This is a genomic window from Romboutsia lituseburensis, assembly GCF_024723825.1.
In the GTDB taxonomy this organism is placed as follows: domain Bacteria; phylum Bacillota; class Clostridia; order Peptostreptococcales; family Peptostreptococcaceae; genus Romboutsia_F; species Romboutsia_F lituseburensis_A.
The window spans coordinates 1649102-1673105 of the sequence record NZ_JANQBQ010000001.1 but is presented as its reverse complement, the minus strand read 5'-3'; the positions used below and the strand labels follow the sequence as shown (position 1 = coordinate 1673105).

The window sequence follows — 24004 nt, the reverse complement described above, 5'->3', positions numbered from 1 at the left end:
TATGGCTAAAATAGTTATAAATCATGAAAAAGTAAAAAATATTGAAGAAATAGTAAAAATATGTCCGTTTAATGCTTTAGAAATAGTTGATAATAAACTAGAAATAAATTCTGGATGTAAGATGTGTAAGTTGTGTGTAAAGAAAGGCCCAGAAGGGGTATTTGAATTTGAAGAAGATCAAAGGATAGAAATAAACAAAGATGAATGGAGAGGTATAACTGTTTATGTAGACCATCATGAGGGAGACATACATCCTGTAACTTATGAACTAATAGGTAAAGCACGTGAAATGGCAGCTAAAATAAATCATCCTGTATACTGTGTATTTATAGGAAGTAATATAAAAGATAAATGTGATAAATTATTATCTTATGGAGTTGATGAGGTATTTGTTTATGACAGTGAAGAATTTAAAAACTTTAGAATTGAGCCATATACTAAAGCGGTAGAAAACTTTATAAATAATATAAAACCAACAATAATGTTAGTTGGAGGAACAACTCTAGGAAGATCTTTAGCTCCTAGACTTGCTGCTAGATTTAAAACAGGACTTACAGCAGATTGTACTATATTAGATATACAAGAAAATACTGATCTAGATCAAATAAGACCGGCATTTGGCGGGAATATAATGGCTCATATACATACACCAAACAATAGACCTCAATTTGCAACAGTAAGATATAAAATATTCTCAGCACCTCAAGAAGTTGAAAATCCAAAAGGTAAAATTACTTTATGCAATGTTGATAAAAAAGAGCTAATATCAAATATAAATGTTTTAAGTACTAAACCTAAGACACGAGAAGTAGGGCTTGAAGATGCAGAAGTTATAATAGTAGCTAGTAGAGCAATAAAAAAACAAGAAGATATGGATATGATATACAAACTAGCGGATGTTTTAAATGCTCAAGTGGCAGGAACAAGACCATTAATAGAGTCTGGATGGATAGATGCCAAAAAACAAATAGGTCTTAGTGGAAGAACAGTAAAACCTAAATTAATTATAACTTGTGGTGTATCTGGTGCAGTTCAGTTTGTAGCTGGTATGCAAGGGTCTGATTATATAGTAGCAATAAACCAAGATGAAAAAGCTCCTATATTTGATGTTGCGCATGTATCTTTAGTAGGTGATGTTTATGAAATAGTTCCAAAAATTATTGAAAAAATAGAACAAAATCAATTAGAGATGGCATTTACAGTAGAAGAATAGGGGGAGAATATATATGTATAAAAAAATTGATAAAAATGATATAGATTTTTTAATAAAAGTTTGTGGAAAAGAGGAAGTTATCGTTGGGGAAGATATAAGTGAAGATTTTTCTCATGATGAATTAGGAGGAGTAGAAAAATATCCTGAAGTTTTAGTTTATGCAAATAGTACAGAACAAGTATCTGAGATAATGAAATATTCATATGAAAAAAATATACCAGTAACACCAAGAGGACAAGGGACTGGATTAGTTGGAGCTGCTGTAGCTATTAATGGCGGTATAATGCTTAATTTAAGCAAAATGAATAAAATATTAGAATTAGATGAAGAAAACTTAACTCTTACAGTTGAGCCGGGTGTATTGTTAATGACTATAGGTCAATATGTACAAGAAAAAGATTTATTTTATCCACCAGATCCAGGTGAAAAAAGTGCTACAATAGCTGGAAATATAAATACAAATGCTGGTGGTATGAGAGCTGTAAAATATGGAGTTACAAGAGACTATGTAAGAGGTTTAGAGGTAGTACTTCCTACCGGTGAAATAATAAATGTAGGTGGAAAAGTAGTTAAAAATAGTTCTGGATATAGCATAAAAGATTTAATAGTAGGATCAGAGGGAACATTAGGAATAGTTACAAAAGCAATACTTAAATTACTACCTTTACCTAAAAAAGATATTAGTTTATTAGTTCCATTTCCTGATTTAACACAAGCTATAGAAACTGTACCTAAAATAATAAAATCAAAATCAATACCAACAGCTATAGAGTTTATGGAAAGAGATGTAATACTTGCATCAGAAGAATTTTTAGGTAAAAAATTCCCTGATAATACATCAGATGCATATCTTTTATTAAAATTTGATGGAAACAGTAAAGAAGAAATAGAAAAAGAGTATGAAAATGTAGCACATCTTTGTTTAGATAATGGTGCATATGACGTATTTATATCAGATACACAAGAAAGAAATGAATCTATATGGTCAGCTAGGGGAGCATTCTTAGAGGCTATAAAAGCATCAACAACAGAGATAGATGAGTGTGATGTTGTAGTTCCTAGAGATAAAGTAGCAGAATTTATAAGATATACTCATGACCTTCAAAAAGAACTAAACGTTAGAATAAAAAGTTTTGGCCATGCAGGCGATGGAAATCTTCATGTTTATACACTAAGAGATGAAATGGATGCTGAAACTTGGGAATTAAAATTAAAACAGAGTTTTGATTGTATGTATAAAAAATCTAGAGAACTTAGAGGTCAAGTTTCAGGTGAACATGGAATCGGATATGCAAAGAAAGAATATTTACATGAATCTCAAAATGAACCATATATGAATTTAATAAAAAATATAAAAGTGGCATTTGACCCTAAAAATATATTAAATCCAGGAAAAATATATTAATATAAATTAAAAAATAGAGTGCAATTAAATCATGCACTCTATTTTGGAGTTCTTATATAAGTTGGCGATTTATAATAGTCCATAGGACCTTTTAATAACTCTTTGTTATTTTTATAATATATTAAATTATACATATTACTTGCTTTAATATCATAATCAATTAAGGTTTTAAATACTGTATCATCCATTGAAAATGATGTTTTAGAAAATTTATTAATAATATTTATATCAGAATTGTTTTTTATAGTTTTTATTATTTCTCTTCCTTTATCATTAAAAGCTAATATTCTTACATAAGGCATTTGAGATATGTTTTTTACTGAACTCATATCATTTTTTGTTATCCCTAGTAAGATATTGTTAAAAGTCCTTTTAATTTTAGTAAGAGTATATCTTTTTGATTTTACAGAACTGTGTAAATCATTAAGGCACGATGATGTAAAAACATTTTGATAAATTTTGTTTTCGATACCTTCGTTTACATCAAAATAAGTATTTAAAATATTACTATCTCTAAGTATTATAGATTTTAAAATTTCAAAATACTTATCATCAAACATAGGTGAAAAATTATTATCTAATTTACTATTTAAAGTCTCGTAGGTATTATAAGGAACCACATTTTTTAAAAGTGATAAATTATTATTTTCTTTTAGTGATTTTCTAATAGCAGTAGCAGAGCATATATCATTTTTTATTTCTTCAGAATTATATGAAGCTGAAACTCTAGATATAGTAAAAGGTTTTATATTACTTTTTAATTTAAGTAGACATTTTATATACTCTAGTCCTAAAATATTATTAGAGGAATTTAAAATTGACAAAAGTTTTTCTTTTGAAATATTTAATGAGTTATAGTTATTAATATAGTCAAATAATGCTAAACTACGAGCTGTAGGGAAAAGCATACCCTCATCTAAGTGAATTTTTAAAATTTCTTTAAAAGCATCTGGTTCATTTACTAGTATTTTAGAAATAGAGTAAAGTATTTCGACATCGCCTTCTTCACTACCAAAGCATATAGAATTTATACAATTTAATGAGTTAAGAGTAGTTATAGCACCCTGAGCAAAAAGTTCTGCACTTTGACATGCAAACATAGTTGGGAGTTCTACAACTAAGTCAACACCATTTTTTACAGCCATCTCAGCTCGTGTGTACTTGTCGAATAAAGCAGGTTCACCCCTTTGTAAAAAATTACCGCTCATTATAGCTATGGTATGAGTTGCACCTGTTATTTCTTTAGACTTAGTTAAATGATATAGATGACCATTATGAAAAGGATTATATTCAACTATTAAGCCAAGTATATTCATAAATTTTCTCCTTTAGTTTTATTTAAAATAGAGGGTTTCTTAAAAATAAATAGAAATCTAATTGTAAGTAAAAATACGTTCTATTATTATTTTAAGAAAATATAAATATAAATTTAAATAATTATATTATAATATTATAACAAAAAGATAAAAATAATCTATGTTAAGCAAAATATATTGTATTTAAGTAAGTATTTTTCTCTAATTGAATATAATTGAACAATAAATTCAAATAAATGTATTAAATACTGTACTTTTGGAGAAAAAAGTGGTATATTATTTTATGTCGAAAGATGTTTACTGTATACAATATAAAAATAATATACATTGTAAAGATTAGCCATTTAGGCTTTTTACATATTATTCATAAAATTTTAAGGAGGTATACTAATGAAAATATTAGTATTAAACTGTGGTAGTTCTTCATTAAAATATCAATTAATAGATATGTCAAATGAAGAAGTTTTATGTATAGGATTAGTTGAAAGAATAGGTATAGAAGGTTCTATACTTAAGCAAGAAAAAGATGGTGTTGAAGGTAAATTAGTTGTAGAACAACCAATGAAAAACCATCAAGATGCTATAAAGTTAGTATTAGACGCTGTTGTTGATGCTAAGTTTGGTGGAGTTAAAGAAATAAGTGAAGTTGAAGCTGTAGGACACAGAGTAGTTCACGGTGGAGAAAAGTTCGCAGGTTCAGTTTTAATAACTGATGAAGTTAAAGCTGCATTACAAGAATGTGTTGAATTAGCACCACTTCATAACCCAGCTAATATAATGGGAATAGAAGCTTGTGAAGCTATACTTCCAGGTGTACCAATGGTAGGAGTATTCGATACTGCTTTCCATCAAACAATGCCTAAGAAATCATACTTATATGGTTTACCTCATGAATTATACACTAAATACGGTGTAAGAAGATACGGATTCCACGGAACTTCTCATAAGTATGTATCTCAAAGAGCTGCTGCTATGTTAGGAAAGAATGTAGAAGACGTTAAGGTTGTAACTTGTCACTTAGGAAACGGAGCTTCTATAGCTGCAGTTGATGGTGGTAAGTGTGTAGATACATCTATGGGATTCACTCCATTAGAAGGATTAATAATGGGTACTAGATGTGGAGATATAGATGCTGCTATATTACCATTCTTAATGGAAAAAGAAGGATTAGATGCTAAAGCATTATCTGACTTAATGAACAAGAAGTCTGGTGTATACGGAATGACTGGAATATCAAGTGACTTCAGAGATATAGAAGGAGCTGCTGAAAAAGGTGACGAGAAAGCTCAAGTTGCTTTAGATGCATACGTTCAAAAGGTTAAGAAATATATAGGATCTTATATAGCAGAAATGAATGGAGCAGATGCGATAGTATTTACTGCTGGTGTTGGTGAAAATGGTATAGAAATAAGAGAAGCTATATGTGAAAACATGAACTTCTTAGGAATGACTATGGACAAAGAAGCTAATAAAGTTAGAGGAAAAGAAAGAGTAATATCTACTGAAAATTCTAAAGTTAAGATATTATTAATACCAACTAATGAAGAATTAATGATAGCTAGAGATACTTTATCTTTAGTAAAATAATTATAAATGGTTATAATAGATTTAAGGTAGGGTAAAACCTACCTTAAACTTTGTTTAAATTTTATATAAATAATTGATTTTATGCCAAAAATATCTATCAAGTAAAAATACTTGACAAACAGTAGCCAAATTTGTATAATAAATTGGTAATGTATTGAGGTGAATTTAATGAAAATCAGTTTAGATAAGTTAATTAGAAGAGAAACTGACAAAATAGACTTGAATTTTTGTCAAAAAGTTGATACTATTAATTATTGTGATACAAGTTATGAATTAGCTTCTCCAATAAGTATAAACGGTAAAATCTCAACTACTAAAAGTGGTTTCTACTTAGACGCAGATGTAGAATTTACAGTTCTTGATAATTGTTCAAGATGCTTAGAAGAGGTAGAAGTACCAATAGAATACTCGATACAAGGTTTTTTAGTTAAAGAAGACTTTGACGAAGACAGTTTCGAAGATGATGATGCATTTATATATGATGGACAAGATATAGATCTTATTCAAATAATAGAGCAAACATTAGACTTCAAATTACCAGCAAGAGCACTTTGTGATGAAGATTGTAAAGGTCTTTGTCCAGGATGTGGAGCAAACTTAAATAAGGAAGCTTGTTCTTGCAATGAAATCGCGAACGACGAGGAGATTATAGATCCCCGTTTTGCTAAATTAAAAGATATATTTAAAAACGACTAAGGAGGTGGCGTAAATGGCAGTACCAAAGCGTAAAACATCTAAATCAAAAACTAAAATGAGAAGAGCAGCTAACTCAAAGATGGTAGCAACTGGATTCGTAAGTTGCCCACAATGTCATGAGCCAAAATTACCACATAGAGTATGTCCAGATTGTGGATATTATAAAGGTAAAGAAGTTGCTTCTAACTAGTAACTTCTAAAAACATGTAGATTACTCTACATGTTTTTTTTGTTTAAAATAAAATATAATGGTTAATTAAAATAAATATAATAAATTATTAAAATATGCGTAAGTAAATGCTAAGTTACTATTATAGTTAGTATTATTTAAAAAGGTACTGAATACAGTGTTGAAAATATATAAGCGTAGATTATTTAGGGATTAATTAGGTAAAGCTAAGTTTAGTTAAATCTAAGGTATAGTTTTAGAAAACGTTGCAATACTAATATATTTAAAAAAATTAGTACCTGGTAATAAAAAATAATCATAAAAGTATTGCTAAATTTATTAGGATATTATATACTACTATTAGTAGCTGGTACTAACTACAGCTATAAAAACTTGGAGGTAATATGAAAAAGAAAAGTAAAGCCCAAAGACAAAAAGAATTAGTAGAGATGCTACAGGCTGATCCTTTCTATACAGATGAAGAACTAGCTAGTTTATTTGAAGTAAGTATTCAAACAATTAGACTAGATAGAATGAGTTTAAATATACCTGAATTAAGAGAAAGAGTTAAGTCAATAGCAGAAACAGAAAGTTCTAAAGTTAAAACATTAGGAATTAAGGAAATTACAGGAGAAATAATTGACTTATCGGTGGGGCAGTTAGGAATATCTATGTTAGAAATTACAGAGGATATGCTTTACTCTAAGACTAATACTTTAAAGGATACTTATATATTTTCTCTAGCAGACTCATTAGCTATGGCGATAATAGATGCACCAAAGGTAATTATGAGATTTGCAAATGTAAAATGCTTGAAATTAATAGAACAAAGAGATAGGCTTATAGCGAAGGCTGAAATTTATAAAAAAGCTGATAAAAAGCACTATGTAAAAGTTGTAGTTAATAATAAAGCACAAGAACAAATTTTTAGAGGAAAATTTATCTTTGAAGAATTAGATTAGGAGGAAAAGTTATGAAGATAGTAATTGATGGTATGGGTGGCGATAATGCACCAAAGTCTAATGTAGAGGGTGCAGTAAAAGCAATAAAAGAATATAATGTTGATTTAATAATCACAGGAGATAAAGATATATTAGAAAAAGAATTTGCAAATTATGAGTTTGATAAAAGCAAATTAGAAATAGTTCATACTACCGAAATTATAGAAAATGAAGACAAACCGGTAAAAGCTATTAGATCTAAAAAAGATTCATCTATGGTAGTTGCATTAAGACTTGTTAAAGAAGGCAAGGCAGATGCTGTTATATCAGCAGGAAATACAGGTGCATTGTTAGCTGGAGGATTATTTGTAGTAGGAAGAATAAAGGGAATAGATAGACCTTGCTTATGTCCTGTAATACCAAATGCTAAAAAAGGAATGACGCTTATAGCTGATGGAGGAGCAAATGCAGATTGCAAACCTAAAAATCTAGTAGAATTTGCTGGTATGAGTAATATATATGCAAAAAAAGTTTTAGGACTAAATAGTCCAAAGATAGCTTTAGCTAATGTTGGAATAGAAGAAGGTAAAGGTAACGACTTGGTAAAAAAATCTTATGAAGAATTAAAAAATATCGATGTAAACTTTATAGGAAATGTAGAAGCAAGAGATGTTATAAATGCATATACAGACATTATTGTATGTGATGGCTTTACTGGAAATATATTATTAAAGTCAGCTGAAGGTGTAGCTATGTCTGTTATGGGTCTATTAAAAGAAACTTTCTTATCAAGCACTAAAGGCAAGATAGGAGCAATGCTTTTAAAAGATGATTTAAAAAAATTAAAAAGCTTTATGGATTATGCTGAATATGGAGGAGCACCACTTTTAGGAGTTAATGGTGGGGTTATAAAAGCTCATGGAAGCTCTGATTCAAGAGCTATAAAAAATGCTATAAATCAAGGTATTAAATTTGCACAAGGAAATGTTGTAGAAGATATAAAAGAATTTATAAAGACTATGGAAAGTAGTGAAGAGAAAGAGTAGGAAAGACTCATTTTGGAGGTTTAAAATACATGAACAATAAAGCTGGTATATTAGGGGTAGGAAGTTTTGTACCCGAGCAAGTTATAGATAATTTTTACTTTGAAAAAATAATGGACACAAGCGACGAGTGGATAAAAACTAGAACCGGAATAAGTGAAAGAAGAATGGTTAATAAAGATGAAACAACATCTGACTTATCTACAAAAGCAGCATTGAATGCTATTAAGTGTGCAAATTTAAAACCTCAAGACATAGATTTAATAATTGTAGCAACAGCAACTCCAGATATGGTATTTCCATCAACAGCATGTTTAGTACAAGAAAATATAGGTGCAATAAATGCAGCAGCATTTGATATATCTGTAGCATGTTCAGGGTTTATATATGCTATGACTATAGCTAAGCAATTTGTTGAGAATAAAACGTATAAAAAAGTATTAGTAATAGGTGCTGAAACACTTTCTAAGGTTTTAGACTATGAAGATAGAACTACTGCTATATTATTTGGAGATGGAGCGGGAGCAGTTGTAATAGGTGAGGTTTTAGAAGGTGGAATTTTATCTACATACTTAGGTTCAGATGGTAAGGGTAAAGACTTTCTAAATATACCAGCTGGAGGTTCTAAACTTCCAGCTAGTAAAGAGACTGTTGAAAATAGATTACACACTATAAAAATGGCTGGAAATGATGTATATAAATTTGCAGTTAGAATAATGAGTGAAGCATCATTAAAGGCATTAGAAATGGCTGATTTAAACACAGACTCTATAGATTACCTAATCCCACATCAAGCTAACATAAGAATAATAGAAGCTTCAGCTAAAAGATTAAAATTGAGCATGGATAAAGTATATGTAAATCTTGATAAATATGGGAACATGTCAGCAGCATCTATTCCAGTAGCACTTGATGAAGCTTTTAGAAAAGGAAAGATACACAAAGGAGACAATGTAGTATTAGTAGGTTTTGGTGGTGGATTAACTTGGGGATCTTCAGTAATAAATTGGAGTATACAAGGAGGTAACAATGAATAAAGTTTGTGAAATATTAAATATAAAGTATCCTATAATCCAAGGTGGAATGGCATGGGTAGCAGACGCCAATCTTGCTAGTTCAGTATCAAATGCAGGTGGATTAGGGTTAATTGCAGGTGGAAATGCACCAAAAGAAATTATAAAAGAAGAAATACGAAAATGTAGAACTCTTACAGATAAACCTTTTGGTGTAAATGTAATGTTATTATCTCCATTCGTAGACGATATAATAGATTTAATAATAGAAGAAAGAATACCGGTAATAACAACTGGAGCCGGAAATCCAGCTAAATATATGGATAGATTAAAAGAAGTTAACACAAAAGTTATACCTGTAGTCCCAAGCATTGCTCTAGCTCAGAGGATGGAAAAATTGGGAGCAGATGCAGTTATAGTTGAAGGTACAGAAGCAGGTGGTCATATAGGAGAGTTAACTACTATGGTTCTTACTCCACAAGTTGCAGATAACGTAGATATACCTGTAATAGCTGCAGGAGGTATAGCTGATGGCAGAGGGATTGTAGCAGCTTTTGCATTAGGAGCAAATGGAGTTCAAATAGGTACTAGATTTATATGCAGTAATGAATGCAATGTACATGAAAATTATAAAAATATGGTATTAAAATCAAAAGATAGAGATGCTATAGTTACAGGAAGAACTACTGGTCACCCTGTTAGAGCTTTAAAAAATAAATTAGCTAAAGATATATTAAGCATGGAAAAAGAAGGTGCAGATCCAGCTGAAATAGATAAAAAAGGAATTGGATCTTTAAGGCTAGCAACAAAAGAAGGCGACCTTAAAAATGGATCTTTTATGGCAGGGCAAATAGCTTCAATAATAAAAGATGTAAAGCCATGCAAGGAAATTATAGAAGATATGGTTAAACAAGCTAAAGATATAATGCCAAACATTGAGCTATAAAGTAGGAGGTAAAAAATGGGAAAGGTAGCATTAGTATTTCCGGGTCAAGGATCACAATATGTAGGTATGGCTAAAGATGTATACGAAAATAATCAAATAGCAAAAAAAATTATAGATAATGCATGTGATGCTTTAGATATGGATTTAAAAAACATAATGTTTGAAGGTAGTGATGAAGAACTATCAAAAACAGAAAATACTCAACCTGCCATAGTTACTCATAGTATAGCGTTATTTGAAGCTTTAAATGATGCACTAGATTTAAAATATGATGCCTGTTTGGGATTATCTTTGGGTGAATATAGTGCATTAGTAGCAGCGGATGCGATAGAGTTTAATGATGCTGTATCACTTGTTAAAAAAAGAGGCAAATTTATGCAAGATACAGTACCTCAAGGAAAAGGAGCAATGGCTGCTATACTTGGATTAAATAGAGATAAGGTAGAAAATATTATAAAGAGTATTGATAGTGGGATTGTTGAAGTTGCAAATTATAACTCTCCAGGACAAATAGTTATATCAGGGGAAAATAAACATATAGATGAAGCGATGATAAAGCTAAAAGAAAATGGAGCAAAAAGAGCTGTGAAGTTAAATGTAAGTGGACCTTTTCATTCATCTATGTTAAAAGATGCTGGAATTAAATTATCAAAAGAACTAGATAAGGTTAATTTGAGAACACCAAAAATATCGGTAGTATCAAATGTAAATGCTAGTTATTATGAAGATGAAGGTAAAGACTTACTTATACAACAGGTTAGTTCTTCTGTATTATGGGAAGATTCAATAGAAAAATTATTAGATGAAGGCTATGATACTTTTATAGAGATAGGACCAGGAAAGACATTAAAAGGATTTATTAAAAAAATATCATCAAACAGAAAAATGGATGTAAATATTTATAATATAGAAGATATGAATTCATTAGAAAAATTTGTTGAAATTTACAGAAATGGAGAGATAGTATGATGAATTTAAGTTCAAAAGTAGCTATAGTTACAGGTGGATCTAGAGGTATAGGTAAAGAAGTAGCCAAAAAATTAGCGTTACTAGGATCTAATTTAGTTATTAACTATACATCAAAAGAGGAAGAAGCCTTAAAAACTAAAGAAGAGATTGAAGCTTTAGGTGTAAAATGTATAACATTAAAATGTGATGTATCAAAATCAGAAGAAGTAAATGAAATGGTTAATAAAACATTAGAAGAATTTGGAAAGGTTGATATACTTGTAAATAATGCTGGTATAACTAAAGATGGATTGTTGATGAGAATGAAAGAAGAAGATTTTGATAAAGTTATAGAAATAAACCTAAAGGGTGTATTTAATTGCACAAAAGCTGTTACAAAACCTATGATGAAAAATAAATATGGAAAAATAATAAATATGGCTTCTGTAGTTGGAGTTATAGGCAATGCTGGTCAAGCGAATTACTGTGCATCAAAAGCTGGTGTTATAGGATTCACGAAATCAACTGCGAGAGAATTAGCTTCAAGAAATATAAATATAAATGCAGTTGCTCCAGGATTTATAGATACAGATATGACAAGAGTTTTAAGTGAAGATATTAAGCAAAATATGCTAAATAACATACCTAAAACTACATTTGGTAAACCTGAAGATGTAGCAAATGTAGTTGCATTTTTAGCAAGTGACATGTCAAGTTATGTTACAGGTCAAGTTATAAATGTAGATGGTGGTATGGTAATGCAATAAATTTAATTCAAGTTAAGTACTAATAAGTTGATTTATATTTCCTAGTAAGAAATATAAATTATTGTGACTGAAAATTTTGAATAATATAAAATAATTAGGAGGAAACAAAAATGTTTGAAAAAGTTGTAGAAATAGTAAGAGATCAATTAAGTGTAGAGGATAAAGAAATAACAATGGAGACTTCTTTAATGAAAGATTTAGAAGCAGATTCATTAGATGCAGTAGAAATAATAATGGCTTTAGAAGATGAATGCGGAGTTGAAATACCAGATACTGAAGCAGAAAACTTTAAATCTATAGGAGATATAGTAAGATTTATAGAAGCTAATAAATAGTGGAGGTATTCTCTATGAAAAAGAGAGTTGTAGTAACAGGGCTTGGATGTGTAACACCTGTTGGAAATGGAAAAGAAGAATTTTGGAAAAATATTAAAGCTGGTGTGTGTGGCATAGATAAAGTAACTAAATTTGATGCAAGTACTTTTCAAACACAAGTAGCTGGAGAACTAAAAGAATTTAATCCTGAAGAATATATAAATAAAAAAGAAATAAAAAGATTAGATAAATTTACTCAGTATGCAATAGTTTCATCTAAAATGGCAGTAAAAGATGCAAATATAGATATAGACTCTGTAAATAGAGATCGTATGGGTGTAATAATAGGATCTGGAATAGGTGGAGTTGAAACAATAGAAGAACAGCATAAAATTTTATTAGACAAAGGAAATAAAAGAGTAAGCCCATTTTTCGTGCCTATGATGATAGGAAATATGGCTGCTGGTCAAGTTTCTATAGCTTTAAGTGCGAAGGGTCCAAATACTAATGTTTGTACAGCTTGTGCATCTGGGACTCATTCTATAGGAGATGCTTTTAAGATAATACAAAGAGGAGATGCAGATATAATGGTGGCAGGAGGTAGTGAAGCCCCAGTGACAGCTCTTGCATTTGCTGGATTCTGTAATATGAAGGCTATGTCTACTAGAAATGATGATCCTAAGACTGCATCAAGACCATTTGATAAAGATAGAGATGGATTTGTAATGGGAGAAGGTGCAGGAATTCTTATATTAGAAGAATTAGAGCATGCCTTAAATCGTAATGCTAAAATATATGCAGAAGTTGTTGGTTATGGACTAACTGCGGATGCATATCATATGACTACTCCAGCAGAAGGTGGAGAAGGAGCTACTCGTTCTATGGAAATGGCACTTCAAGATGGGAATGTTCCTTTAGATGAAGTGGATTATATAAATGCCCATGGAACATCTACTTTATACAATGATAGATTGGAAACACAAGCTATTAAAAATGTATTTAAAGAAAAAGCATATGATTTATGTGTTTCATCTACAAAATCAATGACAGGACATTTGTTAGGAGCAGCAGGAGCAGTAGAAGCTGTTATATGTGCAATGAGTATAGACGATAGCTTTGTGCCTCCGACAATAAATGTAAATGAAGTTGATGAAGATTTAGATTTAGACTATGTATTAGATAATGGTAGAGAAAAAGAAATAAGATATGCCATGTCTAATTCATTAGGATTTGGTGGACATAATGCTACTTTAGTATTAAAAAAGTATGATAAATAAATGTAAAAATATCCCCTGGTTAATTTTAATTTAACCAGGGGATATTTTTATATAAATTATAAGCCTAAATAAAAAAAGAAGTTAATTGACTTCTTTTTTTTGTAATATTTTTTAGTTTATATTAATAGAATGTTTATATAAACAAAGGAGGAGGACAAGGCATGAATAAACTTAGTGATGAAATAATTAACTCATTATCAGTTAATTTAAGAGAAAAAATAAAAAGTATCTCTAGAAACAATATTAATATTGAAGAAATTAGACTTCGTTCTCAAAAGCCGCTTATTTTAAATGCAAATAATAAAGATTATTTTTATAATCAGAATCTAAATAAGTTAGATACAAAAATGGACAACCCATATATTGTGACCAAGGAAGATATAGAGCAAACTTTTCAAATTATTTGTAAATATTCTATACACTCATTTATGGATGACATAAAAAAGGGTTTTATAACGCTTAGGGGTGGTCATAGAGTAGGGCTAGTTGGAAAAGCAATTGTTGAAGATGGTCAGGTAAAAAATATGAAGCATATATCATCTTTAAATATAAGGGTATCTAGAGAAATTATAGGATGCTCTAATAATATACTTTCTCATATTATTAGAGGAGATAACCAGGTTAATAACACTTTGATAATATCACCACCTCAATGTGGTAAAACAACTTTAATAAGAGATATAGTAAGGAACTTAAGCAATGGAAATAAAGACTATGGATTTAAAGGGATAAAAGTAGCGTTAATAGATGAACGTAATGAAATATCAGGATCTTATTTGGGGGTGCCTCAGATGGATATTGGTATAAGAACAGATATAATTGAAACATGTCCAAAAGATTTAGGGATAATGATGCTTTTAAGATCTATGTCACCAAATTTAATAGTAACAGATGAAATTGGTAATATAGAAGAAATTAAAGCTTTATATACAGCTCTAAATGGCGGCGTAAGCTTAATTACAACTGTTCATGGAGACTCAATAGATGATATTAAAAATAGAAAAGAATTAAGCAATTTATTAGATAAAGACTTATTTAAAAAAGTAATAATATTATCAGCTAAAAAAGGGCCGGGAACAGTTGAGAAAATATATGATTTAGAAGAAAAGAGATGGTATTTTGCAAATTAAAATAATTATAATTGGTATTTTAGTTGCTTGTAGTTATTTAATAGGAGAGTACATTTATAAAGCTTATACAAATAGGCATAAACAAGTAAATGATCTCATAAGAATATTAGAGATAATAAGGATGGATTTATCCTTTGGGATGTATACATTAGAAGAAATTTTTAAAAGGGTAGGGGATAAGACAGAGTATTGTACATCTTTATTTTTTAAAAAAATGGAGAATGATTTAAAAACTAATCAAAGTAAAATGTTAGATGAAATTTTAAATGATAATATACAAATATTATCTAAAGAAACGTATTTACAGGAAAAGGAGGTTGATGAATTAAAAAAACTTTTATTAACATTAGGTAGAAGTGATATAGATTCGCAAGCTAGAATGATAGATTTGTCAATTGAGAATTTAAAAAAAATTACAAATGAAACAAAAGAAGATATAGAAAAGAAAGGTATTGTATACAGAAAATTATCTACAGTTATAGGAATAGCTATAGGAATTATTTTGATATAGGGGGATGAATATGGATATATCTTTAATAATAAAGGTTGCAGGTATAGGACTTTTAATATCGATTCTTAACATGCTTTTAGAAAAATCAGACAGAAAAGATTGGGCAAGCTTAACTACGTTAGCTGGTGTGATAATTGTTTTAGGAATGGTATTAACAGAAATAGGAGATTTGTTTAATGCTGTAAGAACGATGTTTCAACTTTACTAAAAGGGAGGAGATAGCTTGGAAGTAATGCAATTAGTAGGGATTGCAATAATATCAACAACTCTCTGTTTAGTGATAAAAAAAGATAGACCTGAAATGGCGATGTTTATAGCAATACTTACAGGAATAACAATATTATTATCAGTAATATTTAAATTAAATTTTATAGTAGAAAGTATTGAAAACTTAGCTCAAAAAGCTAATATACCTTCTATGTATATAACGCTCATAATAAAATTAATTGGGATAGCTTACCTTATGGAATTTGCTATACAGCTTTGTAAAGATTGTGGGGAAGGAAATATAGCAGCTAAATTGGAATTTGGCGGAAAAATAATAGTTATGACAATGTCATTCCCTATACTTTTATCGATTGTAGAAATGATAATAAATATTATCCCATAGGAGAATGATTACTTATGAAAAAAAGAATTTTAGGAACCTTGTTAACTTTATTACTAGTGCTAAGCTCATTTTTTATAGGGTTTGCAAATGATAATAAAAAAGGTGAAAGCTACGAAGACACTAAAAAAAGTATAGACAAGTATATTGATGGTCAGTTAGAAAAAATAGATATAGACGAAATAGAAGGCTTTATAAAAGAATCATCAGCTCTTCAAGATGTAAATTTAAAAACGTTTGTAAAGGACTTGATAAGTGGTGATAAAACTTTATTAGATTTATTTAATAAAGAAGGTATAAAAGTTATATTATTTGAGGAATTAAAATCTAGCCTAAAAATAGCTGCGATAATACTAGTACTTGCACTATTATCATCAGTATTGAAAAGTTTAGACAATTCATTTTCATCAGGAGCTGTAAGTCAAATTACTACATATATAATATTTATAACTATGGTTACACTGGTTTTGGTTGGATTTAAAGATGTATTGGATATATGTAATTCAACCATTGATTCCACCGTAGGACTCATGCAAGTAATAATGCCAGTATTAATAACATTGTTAGTACTAATTGGTTTTCCAATTACATCAACCGTTTTAAATCCTATATTTATAGGAGGCGTTACTTTTATAAATGTAATATTTAAGAAATTTTTATTTGTATCTATAGCAGTAGCATTTGCAATTTTAGTTATAAATAACTTATCAAAAAATGTTAGATTGAAAAAGTTATCATCATTTATAAAACAAATTAATTTAGTATCTTTAGGCGCTATGTTTACAATATATTTAGGCCTTGTATCGATGCAAGGTCTATATGTAAAAAATATAGATAATTTTACAGTAAAGACAGCTAAATTTGCAATCGGAAACTTTATTCCTGTTGTAGGTGGATTTGTATCGGACTCTGTAGATATACTACTTTCATCATCTCAATTAATAAAAGGGGTATTTGGGGGAATAGGGTTAGTATTATTAGTTGCAATTTGCCTAGTACCAGTTATAAAAATATTATCTATTATATTTGTTTATAAAATGTCTGCTATAGTGGTAGAACCTGTAGGAGAAGAAGGAATCTCAAGCTTTTTAAATGAAGTGGCCAATTTAATGGTAATTATGTTAGCGTGTATAATAGCGATTACAATAATGTTTTTTGTAACAGTTGCTATTATAACATCAATAAGTGTAGTGGCTCAGGGATAAGAGGTGGAGTATGTTAGATAATATAAAAATTTGGATTGTGACTATATTAATAGGAGCTTTTATAGTTAATATTGTTGATATGATTTTACCATCATCTAAATTAAAACCATACATAAATTTAGTTGTGAATTTTATTTTTGTATTTATAGTTTTAACTCCAATAATAGGATTATTTTCAAAAAATATTAGTTTAGAAGATACAATTTTAAAATCTATAGGTAAATACAATAAAGAATATGTAGATAGTATAAATGAATTAGCGGATAAAACAGGACATGATAGTTTATCAAAAGGATATGAAGATGGATTAAAGGAAGTTTTAGAATTAAAACTTGGAGAATATGGATATGAACTTAAAGATGTAGAGTTTAATGGAGCAGATATAGAAAATATTAAAATTAAAGAAAAAAATAGTAATAAAAGTGAAAAAGAGGACATACAATCTAATGAAAAGGAAAACTTAAAACAAGCATTTAAAGATAAAGATCAAAAAGAAGTAAAAGAAGAACATGAACTAAATTTAGACAGTGATAAACTGAAAAAAGACTTAGTAAAAATACTAGATATATCAATTGAAGATATAGAAATTGATTAATAGGAGTTGGGTGAATGTTTAAAAACTTAAATGAAAAAGATAAGAAAAAAATTTACACACTTTTATCTTTAGGAGTTGTTTGTGCAATAGCTCTTATAGTAATTCCTAGCTTTACAGATGATAAGAAAGAGCTGGATAAAAATTTAGATGAAAAAAATAACGCTCAAGTAAATCAAGAAAGTGAACAAGCATCTCAAGTATCATTAGAGCAAAAACTTAAAAAAATATTAGCTCAAATTGATGGAGCTGGTGAATTAGATGTAATGATTACATTTGAATCTAGTGAAGCGATAGAGCCAGCTTTTAATTCTAATTCAACAATGGAAAAAACAGAAGAAAAAGATACTAAAGGTGGAGAAAGAACCATTACAACATCAAGTGAGAATAAGACTATGATAACTTCTAACTCAAATGAACCGATAGTAATAAAAACTACTGAACCCAAAATTAAAGGGGTTATAGTTGTAGCCAGCGGAGCTAGTGATCCAAAAGTAAAAGAAACACTATATAGTGCTGTACAAACGGCGCTTCAAATATCAGGACATCAAGTAGAAATATATAGCAAATAGTTTTAAAAATTGATTATATTAAACTTGGGGGGATAAAAATGAAATTTAATTATAAGGGAAGAGGACTTGTAGTATTAGCGTTATCATCATTATTAGTAGTAACAGGAATAGTGAACTATAAATTAAGTGAAAAATCAGCTATAGAAACAGGAAAAGAATTAAAAGCATATGAACAAGCTCAAATGGATAAAAATTCAGATAAGTCAGATAAAAAAGATTCAAAAAAACAAGGTGATATAGAAATAGTTGATAGTAAGGCTGGAGAAGCTAATATAGAAGAAAAAGTTACAGAAACTAGTAAAGAAATAAAAAATCAGCTAGCTTCAGAACAAAATATGAAAAAAGCTACATATATATTAGATATGAAAATGACAAGAGAAAAGCAAAGAAATGAATTAACACAAGATTTAAACGAAATGATAAATAATCCATCAACTTCAGATGAGTCAAGAAAAGAAGCATCATCAATGAAATTAAAATTAGTAAAAGATCAAGAAACTGAACTTAAAATAGAAAATCTTTTAAGTACAAAAGGATTTGAAGATGCTCTAGTATACATAAGTAATGGAAGTGTAAATGTAGTTGTTAATGAAGAGAAATTTGAAAAAGAAGATGCAGCTAAAGTATTTGACTTAGTAGCAGAACAAGCGAATGTTAAATATGAGGCTATAAAGTTAATGAATAATAATAAATAAATTGTTTAAAATTTAAAATATATTAGTTTAAATAAACCTCGGTAAGTGCTGAGGTTATTTTCTTGCAAAGTTGGCTAGTATTTGGTATTATTATATTTATAAAATAGTTCCTTAAATAAGGGGGTACAATTTATCATGGAAAATAATAATTTTGGACAAGTGAAAATATCTAATGATGTAATTGCTACTATAGCAGGACTTGCAGCATTAGAGGTTGAAGGTGTAGAAACTAATACAACATTCACAGATAAAATACTTAAAAACAACGGCGTTAAAATACAAATAGAAGAAGAGGAAGTTAACTTAGACGTAATGGTTATGATAGAGTACGGTGTATCTATACCAGATATAGCTTTTAAAATTCAAGAAAATGTAAAAAATACTGTTGAGACAATGACAGGTTTAAACGTTTCTCAAGTGAATATACATGTTCAAGGAATCAGCTTTAAAAAAGAGAAAGCTGAAAAAGAAGAAGCTAAGCAAGCAAAGAAAAGTTAATAGATGCCCTCTGTAAAAGTCAGAGGGTTTTTTCTTGTGTAATGTGTGCATAATAGGAATTGAAGGAGGATTACAGCCAATGAAGAACGATAAAGCAAAAAAAGTAACTAGTAGAGAGTACATGATGAAATTGATATACCAATCGGATGTAACTAAAGAAGAAATGGAAAGTATGTTAGACGGATTTTTAAATAATAACTTAGAATATATAGTTAATAGATACGAAGAACTTAGATTACAATATTCTAATAATCCAGAATTAGAATTAGGAAATTTAGATATAGAAGATGTTATTGATAAAACATATATGATAAAAAGTTGTAACTTATTAAAGGAAAATAACGATAAGATAAATGAATTAATAAATAAGTATGCTAAAAACTGGACAATAGAAAGAATGCCAAAAGTAGATTTAGCAATATTAAGATTAGCAATATGCGAAATACTTTTCATAGAAGAAATACCTAATAAGGTTTCTATAAATGAAGCTGTAGAAATTGCAAAAGTTTATTGTGATGATAAAACTCCTAAATTTATAAACGGAATATTAGGAAGCGTAGTTAATGAGCTTTCAGGAAAATAATATAATAATCGGAATAGATACTAGCTGCTATACAACTTCTATAGCAGCTATATCTTTAGGTAAAAAAGTAATATTTAATAAAAAAATTATGTTGGAAGTAAAAAATAACAGCAAAGGATTAAGACAAAGTGAAGCTGTATTTCAACATGTTAAAAATTTAGGAGAGTTAGATAAAGAATTAAAATGTATTTTAAAAAATTATAATATAAAAGCAATATGTGTATCTTCAAAACCTAGACCAATAGAAGGCTCATATATGCCTGTATTTACTGTGGGTCTAAATTTTGCTAAGCTTTTGTCTTCGATGATAAACTGTGAAATATATGAGACTACTCACCAAGAAAATCATATAGAAGCTAGTTTATTAACTAATAATATAAGAGATAAGCAGAGATTTTTATCTGTACATATGTCTGGAGGAACAACAGAAATACTTTTATGTAGATTTAATAGAGAAAAAAATGGATATGATATAGACATAGTTGGAGGGACAAAAGACATAAGCTTCGGACAGCTTATTGATAGAATTGGTGTTGAAATGGGATATAATTTTCCTGCTGGTAAGTATATAGATGAGAATGCAACAAGTTGTAATCAAAAAATAGAACAAGGATTAAAAACATCTGTAAAAGATGGATATATGAATTTATCTGGTCTAGAAAACCAAATAAAAAAGATAATGTTTGAAAAAGATAAAGAATATACAAGCAAATTATTGCTAGATGCTGTTGTTAGAAATATGCTAAAGTCAATAATACATTTAGCTAAAGCTTACAATATAAATGAAGTTGTATTTGCAGGAGGCGTATCAGCTAGTAAATATATATCAAAAGAATTGGTAACAAGGTTAAAGAAATATAGAATAAATGCTTATTTTACTAAAACAGAATATTCAACTGATAATGCAGTTGGATGTGCTGCAATAGGAGTGAAAAAAATTGAAACTAAGGGCTATGAGTATAAGTGAAGCTAATTCATATATTAAAAGAATTTTAAGCAATGATCCTATATTATATAACTTAAAAGTTAAAGGCGAAATATCTAATTTTAAAGTTCACAGTAGTGGAAATGTCTACTTATCATTAAAAGATGAAAATTCTAAGCTAAATAGCGTAATATTTAAAAGTAACTATGATAAAAATTTAAGTCTTGATAATGGATCCAAGATAATAGCTAATGGGTATATTTCTGTTTATGAAAGGGATGGATCGTATCAATTATATATAGACTATATAGAATTAGATGGTATAGGAAACTTGTATATAGAATTTAATAAATTAAAAGAAAAATTAAAACAAGAAGGATTGTTTGATTATAAATATAAAAAGGAGATACCTAAAATTCCTAAAAAGATAGGGATAATTACATCTCAAACAGGAGCAGTTATAAGAGATATAATAAATGTTGTAAAAAGAAGATATCCAAAGATTGAGATAAAACTATATTCTGTAACAGTTCAAGGCAAGAGCTCAAAATTTGAAATATGTGAAGGAATAAAATTTTTTAATGAAAGATGCAATGTTGATACCATAATTTTAGGTAGAGGAGGGGGCTCATTAGAAGAACTTTGGTCATTTAATGAAGAAATAGTAGCAAGAGCTGTATTTGAATCTAATATACCTATAATATCTGCTGTAGGTCATGAAACAGATTTTACTATTTGTGATTTTGTTGCAGATATGAGAGCTCCAACTCCATCTGCAGCAGCTGAACTAGCAACCCCATCTATAGATGAAATTAATTATAAGTTAGAAAATATATTAAATAGGATGAATAGATCACTTATCAACATATCTCAAGTTAATGAATATAAACTAAAACATACATTTGAAAAAATACAGAAACAACTAGAAGCATACATAATAAAAGATAAAATTATACAATTAGATCAAATATATGATAAAATAAATTTTGAAGTAGAAAATAATATAATCCTAGAAAAAGAAAAACTTTCAAAAATTGGAACAATACTTCATAACTTAAGTCCACTAGCTACCATAGATAGAGGCTATAGTATAATTCAAAAAGACAAAGAAGTAATAAATAGTATAAATGATATTGAGTTTAACGATTATTTAGATATAACATTAAAAGATGGAAGTATAGAATGTATTGTAGAAAAAATAAAAAATAAAGAGGTATAAATATGAATTTAACATATGAAGAAGCCTACAATAAACTAGAGATTATTTTAGAAAAACTAGAATCTAAAAGTTCTAGTTTAGATGATTCGTTGAGTTTATATGAAGAAGGAATAAGCCTTTATAAACATTGCAATAAACTTTTGGAGAATGCCCAACTAAAAATAACTAAATTTAATCAGTTAGGTATAGAAGAAGAAATGAACCTAAGGGAGGAATAAAATTGGAATTTAAAGCAGTCCTTAAAGAAAGAGCAATCTATGTAGAACAACTGTTAAATAAATATATGCCAAAAGAAGAAGGATATCAACAAACTATAATGGAAGCGATGAATTATAGTTTAAGCGCAGGGGGAAAGAGATTAAGACCTATATTGACTTTAGAAGCCTGTAAAATAGTAGGTGGAAATGAGGAAGACGCAATTCCTTTTGCAGTAGCAATAGAGATGATACATACGTATTCATTAATACATGATGATTTACCAGCTCTTGATAACGATGATTTAAGGAGAGGAAGAAAAACAAATCATATAGTTTTTGGGGAGGATATGGCAATATTAGCAGGAGATGCACTTTTAAATTATGCATTTGAAGTAATGTTATCATCTTCAGTTGGTAAAAAAAATCCTGAAAAATATTTAAGAGCAATAAATGAGATAGCAAAAAGTTCAGGTATATATGGAATGATAGGTGGACAGGTTGTAGATGTTCAAAGTGAGAATCAGCAAATACCAAAAGAAAAATTAGATTATATTCATAATAATAAAACGGCAGCAATTATTATAGGGTGCATGAGAGCAGGGGCTATAATAGGTGGTGCTGATGAAGAACAAACAGATGAAATAACACAATATGCTAAAAATATAGGATTATCATTCCAAATAGTAGATGATATTTTAGATATAGTTGGAGACGAAACAAAATTAGGTAAAAAAGTAGGTAGTGATATAGATAATAATAAATCAACTTATCCATCGTTACTAGGACTTGAAAAATCAAAAGATATTGCAAATGAGCTAATCAATGAAGCTAAAATAAGCATACAAAAACTTTCGGAAAATGTTGAGTTCTTAAATGGACTAGCTGATTATATAATAGCTAGAGAATACTAAGGAGGAACAGAAAACATGTTTGTAGAGGTTTTTAACAACAAAGTTTTAGGCATAAGCATATTTGCGTGTTTTTTAGCTCAATTTATAAAAATATTTACAGGTAAAGAGAAAAGAATAGATTTGGCTAGAATATTTACATCAGGAGGTATGCCAAGTTCTCATAGTTCATTTGTAACTAGTTTGGGAACATTGGTAGGCATAGAAAGAGGTTTTGCATCAACAGATTTCGCTATAGTGTGTGTTTTTGCACTGATAATAATGTATGATGCTACAGGTGTTAGACGTTCAGTGGGAAAACAAGCAGCTATATTAAATCAAATTGTTGATGATATACATCATAAAAAACAAATAGAAAATAAAAAATTAAAAGAATTAGTAGGGCATACACCTATAGAAGTTTTATTTGGAGCTATTTTAGGAATAGCGACAGCACTAATTTTGGTGTGAATTGAAAAACATTGCAGCATGTGATATAATTTTTATTTATCAAAGTATTGCAAAGTTAGTAATCATTAATAACTTCTAAATTTATAAACAGAATAAGCTAAAGATTTATTTTAACCAATAGAAGAGTTAAGATATAAGCAAATGTTTTAATGTAGTTATAAAATGAATATAACTTAGTCAATACTAAGGTATATTCATTTTTTAGATACAAGAAATTGAAAGTATTAAAATTGAAAGTTTATATTTAAAAATAAAACATATAAATATGGTTATAAAT

29 protein-coding genes are annotated in these 24004 nt (G+C 28.9%); 28 read left to right on the top strand and 1 reads right to left on the bottom strand.

The window, feature by feature from the left end:
• Position 1 precedes the first annotated feature (1 nt).
• Together NWE74_RS08155 and NWE74_RS08150 are read left to right on the top strand one after the other, a co-directional pair.
• Positions 2 to 1213: an electron transfer flavoprotein subunit alpha gene (locus tag NWE74_RS08155; protein ID WP_258242717.1), complete on the top strand. Its 1212-nt coding sequence runs from the start codon at positions 2 to 4 to the stop codon at positions 1211 to 1213.
• 13 nt (positions 1214 to 1226) lie between these two features.
• Positions 1227 to 2618, top strand: coding sequence for an FAD-binding oxidoreductase (locus tag NWE74_RS08150; RefSeq protein ID WP_258242716.1), 1392 nt, complete (start codon positions 1227 to 1229; stop codon positions 2616 to 2618).
• 38 nt (positions 2619 to 2656) lie between these two features.
• Here the strand turns inward: NWE74_RS08150 and NWE74_RS08145 are convergent, their stop codons facing one another.
• Positions 2657 to 3934, bottom strand: coding sequence for a nucleotidyltransferase (locus NWE74_RS08145; protein WP_258242715.1), 1278 nt, complete (start codon positions 3932 to 3934; stop codon positions 2657 to 2659).
• Positions 3935 to 4324: 390 nt separating this feature from the next.
• Between NWE74_RS08145 and NWE74_RS08140 the strand changes: the two genes are divergently transcribed.
• The 26 genes from NWE74_RS08140 (at position 4325) to NWE74_RS08015 (ending at position 23727) form a co-directional block, all read left to right on the top strand.
• Positions 4325 to 5521, top strand: a complete 1197-nt coding sequence (locus tag NWE74_RS08140; RefSeq protein WP_258242714.1) for an acetate/propionate family kinase — start codon at positions 4325 to 4327, stop codon at positions 5519 to 5521.
• A 168-nt stretch (positions 5522 to 5689) separates the two neighbouring features.
• The gene (locus NWE74_RS08135) at positions 5690 to 6217 is read left to right on the top strand and encodes a YceD family protein (RefSeq protein WP_258242713.1); all 528 of its coding nucleotides are present in this window, start codon (positions 5690 to 5692) and stop codon (positions 6215 to 6217) included.
• 13 nt (positions 6218 to 6230) lie between these two features.
• Positions 6231 to 6407: a 50S ribosomal protein L32 gene (gene rpmF / locus NWE74_RS08130; RefSeq protein WP_092726095.1), complete on the top strand. Its 177-nt coding sequence runs from the start codon at positions 6231 to 6233 to the stop codon at positions 6405 to 6407.
• 383 nt (positions 6408 to 6790) lie between these two features.
• The gene (fapR, locus tag NWE74_RS08125) at positions 6791 to 7348 is read left to right on the top strand and encodes a transcription factor FapR (RefSeq protein WP_092726093.1); all 558 of its coding nucleotides are present in this window, start codon (positions 6791 to 6793) and stop codon (positions 7346 to 7348) included.
• Positions 7349 to 7359: 11 nt separating this feature from the next.
• Positions 7360 to 8373, top strand: a complete 1014-nt coding sequence (gene plsX / locus NWE74_RS08120) for a phosphate acyltransferase PlsX (protein ID WP_258242712.1) — start codon at positions 7360 to 7362, stop codon at positions 8371 to 8373.
• A gap of 29 nt (positions 8374 to 8402) precedes the next feature.
• Positions 8403 to 9407, top strand: a complete 1005-nt coding sequence (locus NWE74_RS08115; protein ID WP_258242711.1) for a beta-ketoacyl-ACP synthase III — start codon at positions 8403 to 8405, stop codon at positions 9405 to 9407.
• The gene (gene fabK / locus NWE74_RS08110; RefSeq protein ID WP_258242710.1) at positions 9400 to 10329 is read left to right on the top strand and encodes an enoyl-[acyl-carrier-protein] reductase FabK; all 930 of its coding nucleotides are present in this window, start codon (positions 9400 to 9402) and stop codon (positions 10327 to 10329) included. Before NWE74_RS08115 ends, fabK begins: the two co-directional genes overlap by 8 nt.
• Positions 10330 to 10344: 15 nt before the next feature.
• Positions 10345 to 11298 carry an ACP S-malonyltransferase gene (gene fabD, locus NWE74_RS08105; protein ID WP_258242709.1) on the top strand — a complete coding sequence of 318 codons (954 nt, stop codon included), beginning with the start codon at positions 10345 to 10347 and terminating at the stop codon, positions 11296 to 11298.
• Positions 11295 to 12044, top strand: a complete 750-nt coding sequence (gene fabG / locus NWE74_RS08100; RefSeq protein ID WP_258242708.1) for a 3-oxoacyl-[acyl-carrier-protein] reductase — start codon at positions 11295 to 11297, stop codon at positions 12042 to 12044. Before fabD ends, fabG begins: the two co-directional genes overlap by 4 nt.
• Positions 12045 to 12154: 110 nt before the next feature.
• A complete protein-coding gene (gene acpP, locus NWE74_RS08095) occupies positions 12155 to 12379 on the top strand; it encodes an acyl carrier protein (RefSeq protein WP_092726081.1) in 225 nt (74 codons plus the stop codon).
• A 14-nt stretch (positions 12380 to 12393) separates the two neighbouring features.
• Positions 12394 to 13635: a beta-ketoacyl-ACP synthase II gene (fabF, locus tag NWE74_RS08090; RefSeq protein WP_258242707.1), complete on the top strand. Its 1242-nt coding sequence runs from the start codon at positions 12394 to 12396 to the stop codon at positions 13633 to 13635.
• 161 nt (positions 13636 to 13796) lie between these two features.
• Positions 13797 to 14765, top strand: a complete 969-nt coding sequence (spoIIIAA, locus tag NWE74_RS08085; protein ID WP_258242706.1) for a stage III sporulation protein AA — start codon at positions 13797 to 13799, stop codon at positions 14763 to 14765.
• Complete coding sequence (locus NWE74_RS08080) at positions 14755 to 15276, top strand: stage III sporulation protein AB (RefSeq protein WP_258242705.1); 522 nt, start codon at positions 14755 to 14757, stop codon at positions 15274 to 15276. The genes spoIIIAA and NWE74_RS08080 overlap by 11 nt, the downstream gene beginning before the upstream one ends.
• 10 nt (positions 15277 to 15286) lie before the next feature.
• Positions 15287 to 15484 (top strand): stage III sporulation protein AC, encoded by a 198-nt coding sequence (gene spoIIIAC, locus NWE74_RS08075; RefSeq protein WP_092726075.1) that lies wholly within the window; start codon positions 15287 to 15289, stop codon positions 15482 to 15484.
• 24 nt (positions 15485 to 15508) lie between these two features.
• Positions 15509 to 15886: a stage III sporulation protein AD gene (gene spoIIIAD / locus NWE74_RS08070; RefSeq protein WP_242872427.1), complete on the top strand. Its 378-nt coding sequence runs from the start codon at positions 15509 to 15511 to the stop codon at positions 15884 to 15886.
• Positions 15887 to 15900: 14 nt separating this feature from the next.
• A complete protein-coding gene (gene spoIIIAE, locus NWE74_RS08065) occupies positions 15901 to 17088 on the top strand; it encodes a stage III sporulation protein AE (RefSeq protein WP_258242704.1) in 1188 nt (395 codons plus the stop codon).
• 10 nt (positions 17089 to 17098) lie between these two features.
• Positions 17099 to 17683 carry a stage III sporulation protein AF gene (locus NWE74_RS08060; protein ID WP_258242703.1) on the top strand — a complete coding sequence of 195 codons (585 nt, stop codon included), beginning with the start codon at positions 17099 to 17101 and terminating at the stop codon, positions 17681 to 17683.
• Between the two features lie 14 nt (positions 17684 to 17697).
• Positions 17698 to 18252 (top strand): stage III sporulation protein AG, encoded by a 555-nt coding sequence (locus NWE74_RS08055; protein ID WP_258242702.1) that lies wholly within the window; start codon positions 17698 to 17700, stop codon positions 18250 to 18252.
• A gap of 38 nt (positions 18253 to 18290) precedes the next feature.
• Positions 18291 to 18947 carry a SpoIIIAH-like family protein gene (locus NWE74_RS08050; protein ID WP_258242701.1) on the top strand — a complete coding sequence of 219 codons (657 nt, stop codon included), beginning with the start codon at positions 18291 to 18293 and terminating at the stop codon, positions 18945 to 18947.
• Between the two features lie 135 nt (positions 18948 to 19082).
• Positions 19083 to 19445, top strand: a complete 363-nt coding sequence (locus NWE74_RS08045) for an Asp23/Gls24 family envelope stress response protein (protein WP_258242700.1) — start codon at positions 19083 to 19085, stop codon at positions 19443 to 19445.
• Positions 19446 to 19524: 79 nt separating this feature from the next.
• Positions 19525 to 20028: a transcription antitermination factor NusB gene (gene nusB, locus NWE74_RS08040; RefSeq protein WP_258242699.1), complete on the top strand. Its 504-nt coding sequence runs from the start codon at positions 19525 to 19527 to the stop codon at positions 20026 to 20028.
• Entirely contained in the window at positions 20009 to 20995 is a 987-nt protein-coding gene (locus tag NWE74_RS08035; RefSeq protein WP_258242698.1) for an O-sialoglycoprotein endopeptidase, read from the top strand. Before nusB ends, NWE74_RS08035 begins: the two co-directional genes overlap by 20 nt.
• Complete coding sequence (xseA, locus tag NWE74_RS08030; RefSeq protein ID WP_258242697.1) at positions 20967 to 22172, top strand: exodeoxyribonuclease VII large subunit; 1206 nt, start codon at positions 20967 to 20969, stop codon at positions 22170 to 22172. The genes NWE74_RS08035 and xseA overlap by 29 nt, the downstream gene beginning before the upstream one ends.
• A gap of 2 nt (positions 22173 to 22174) precedes the next feature.
• On the top strand, positions 22175 to 22390 hold the full coding sequence (xseB, locus tag NWE74_RS08025) for an exodeoxyribonuclease VII small subunit (protein ID WP_258242696.1): 216 nt from the start codon (positions 22175 to 22177) through the stop codon (positions 22388 to 22390).
• 2 nt (positions 22391 to 22392) lie between these two features.
• Positions 22393 to 23280: a polyprenyl synthetase family protein gene (locus NWE74_RS08020; RefSeq protein WP_258242695.1), complete on the top strand. Its 888-nt coding sequence runs from the start codon at positions 22393 to 22395 to the stop codon at positions 23278 to 23280.
• Positions 23281 to 23295: 15 nt separating this feature from the next.
• Positions 23296 to 23727 carry a divergent PAP2 family protein gene (locus tag NWE74_RS08015; protein ID WP_258242694.1) on the top strand — a complete coding sequence of 144 codons (432 nt, stop codon included), beginning with the start codon at positions 23296 to 23298 and terminating at the stop codon, positions 23725 to 23727.
• Positions 23728 to 24004 lie beyond the last annotated feature (277 nt).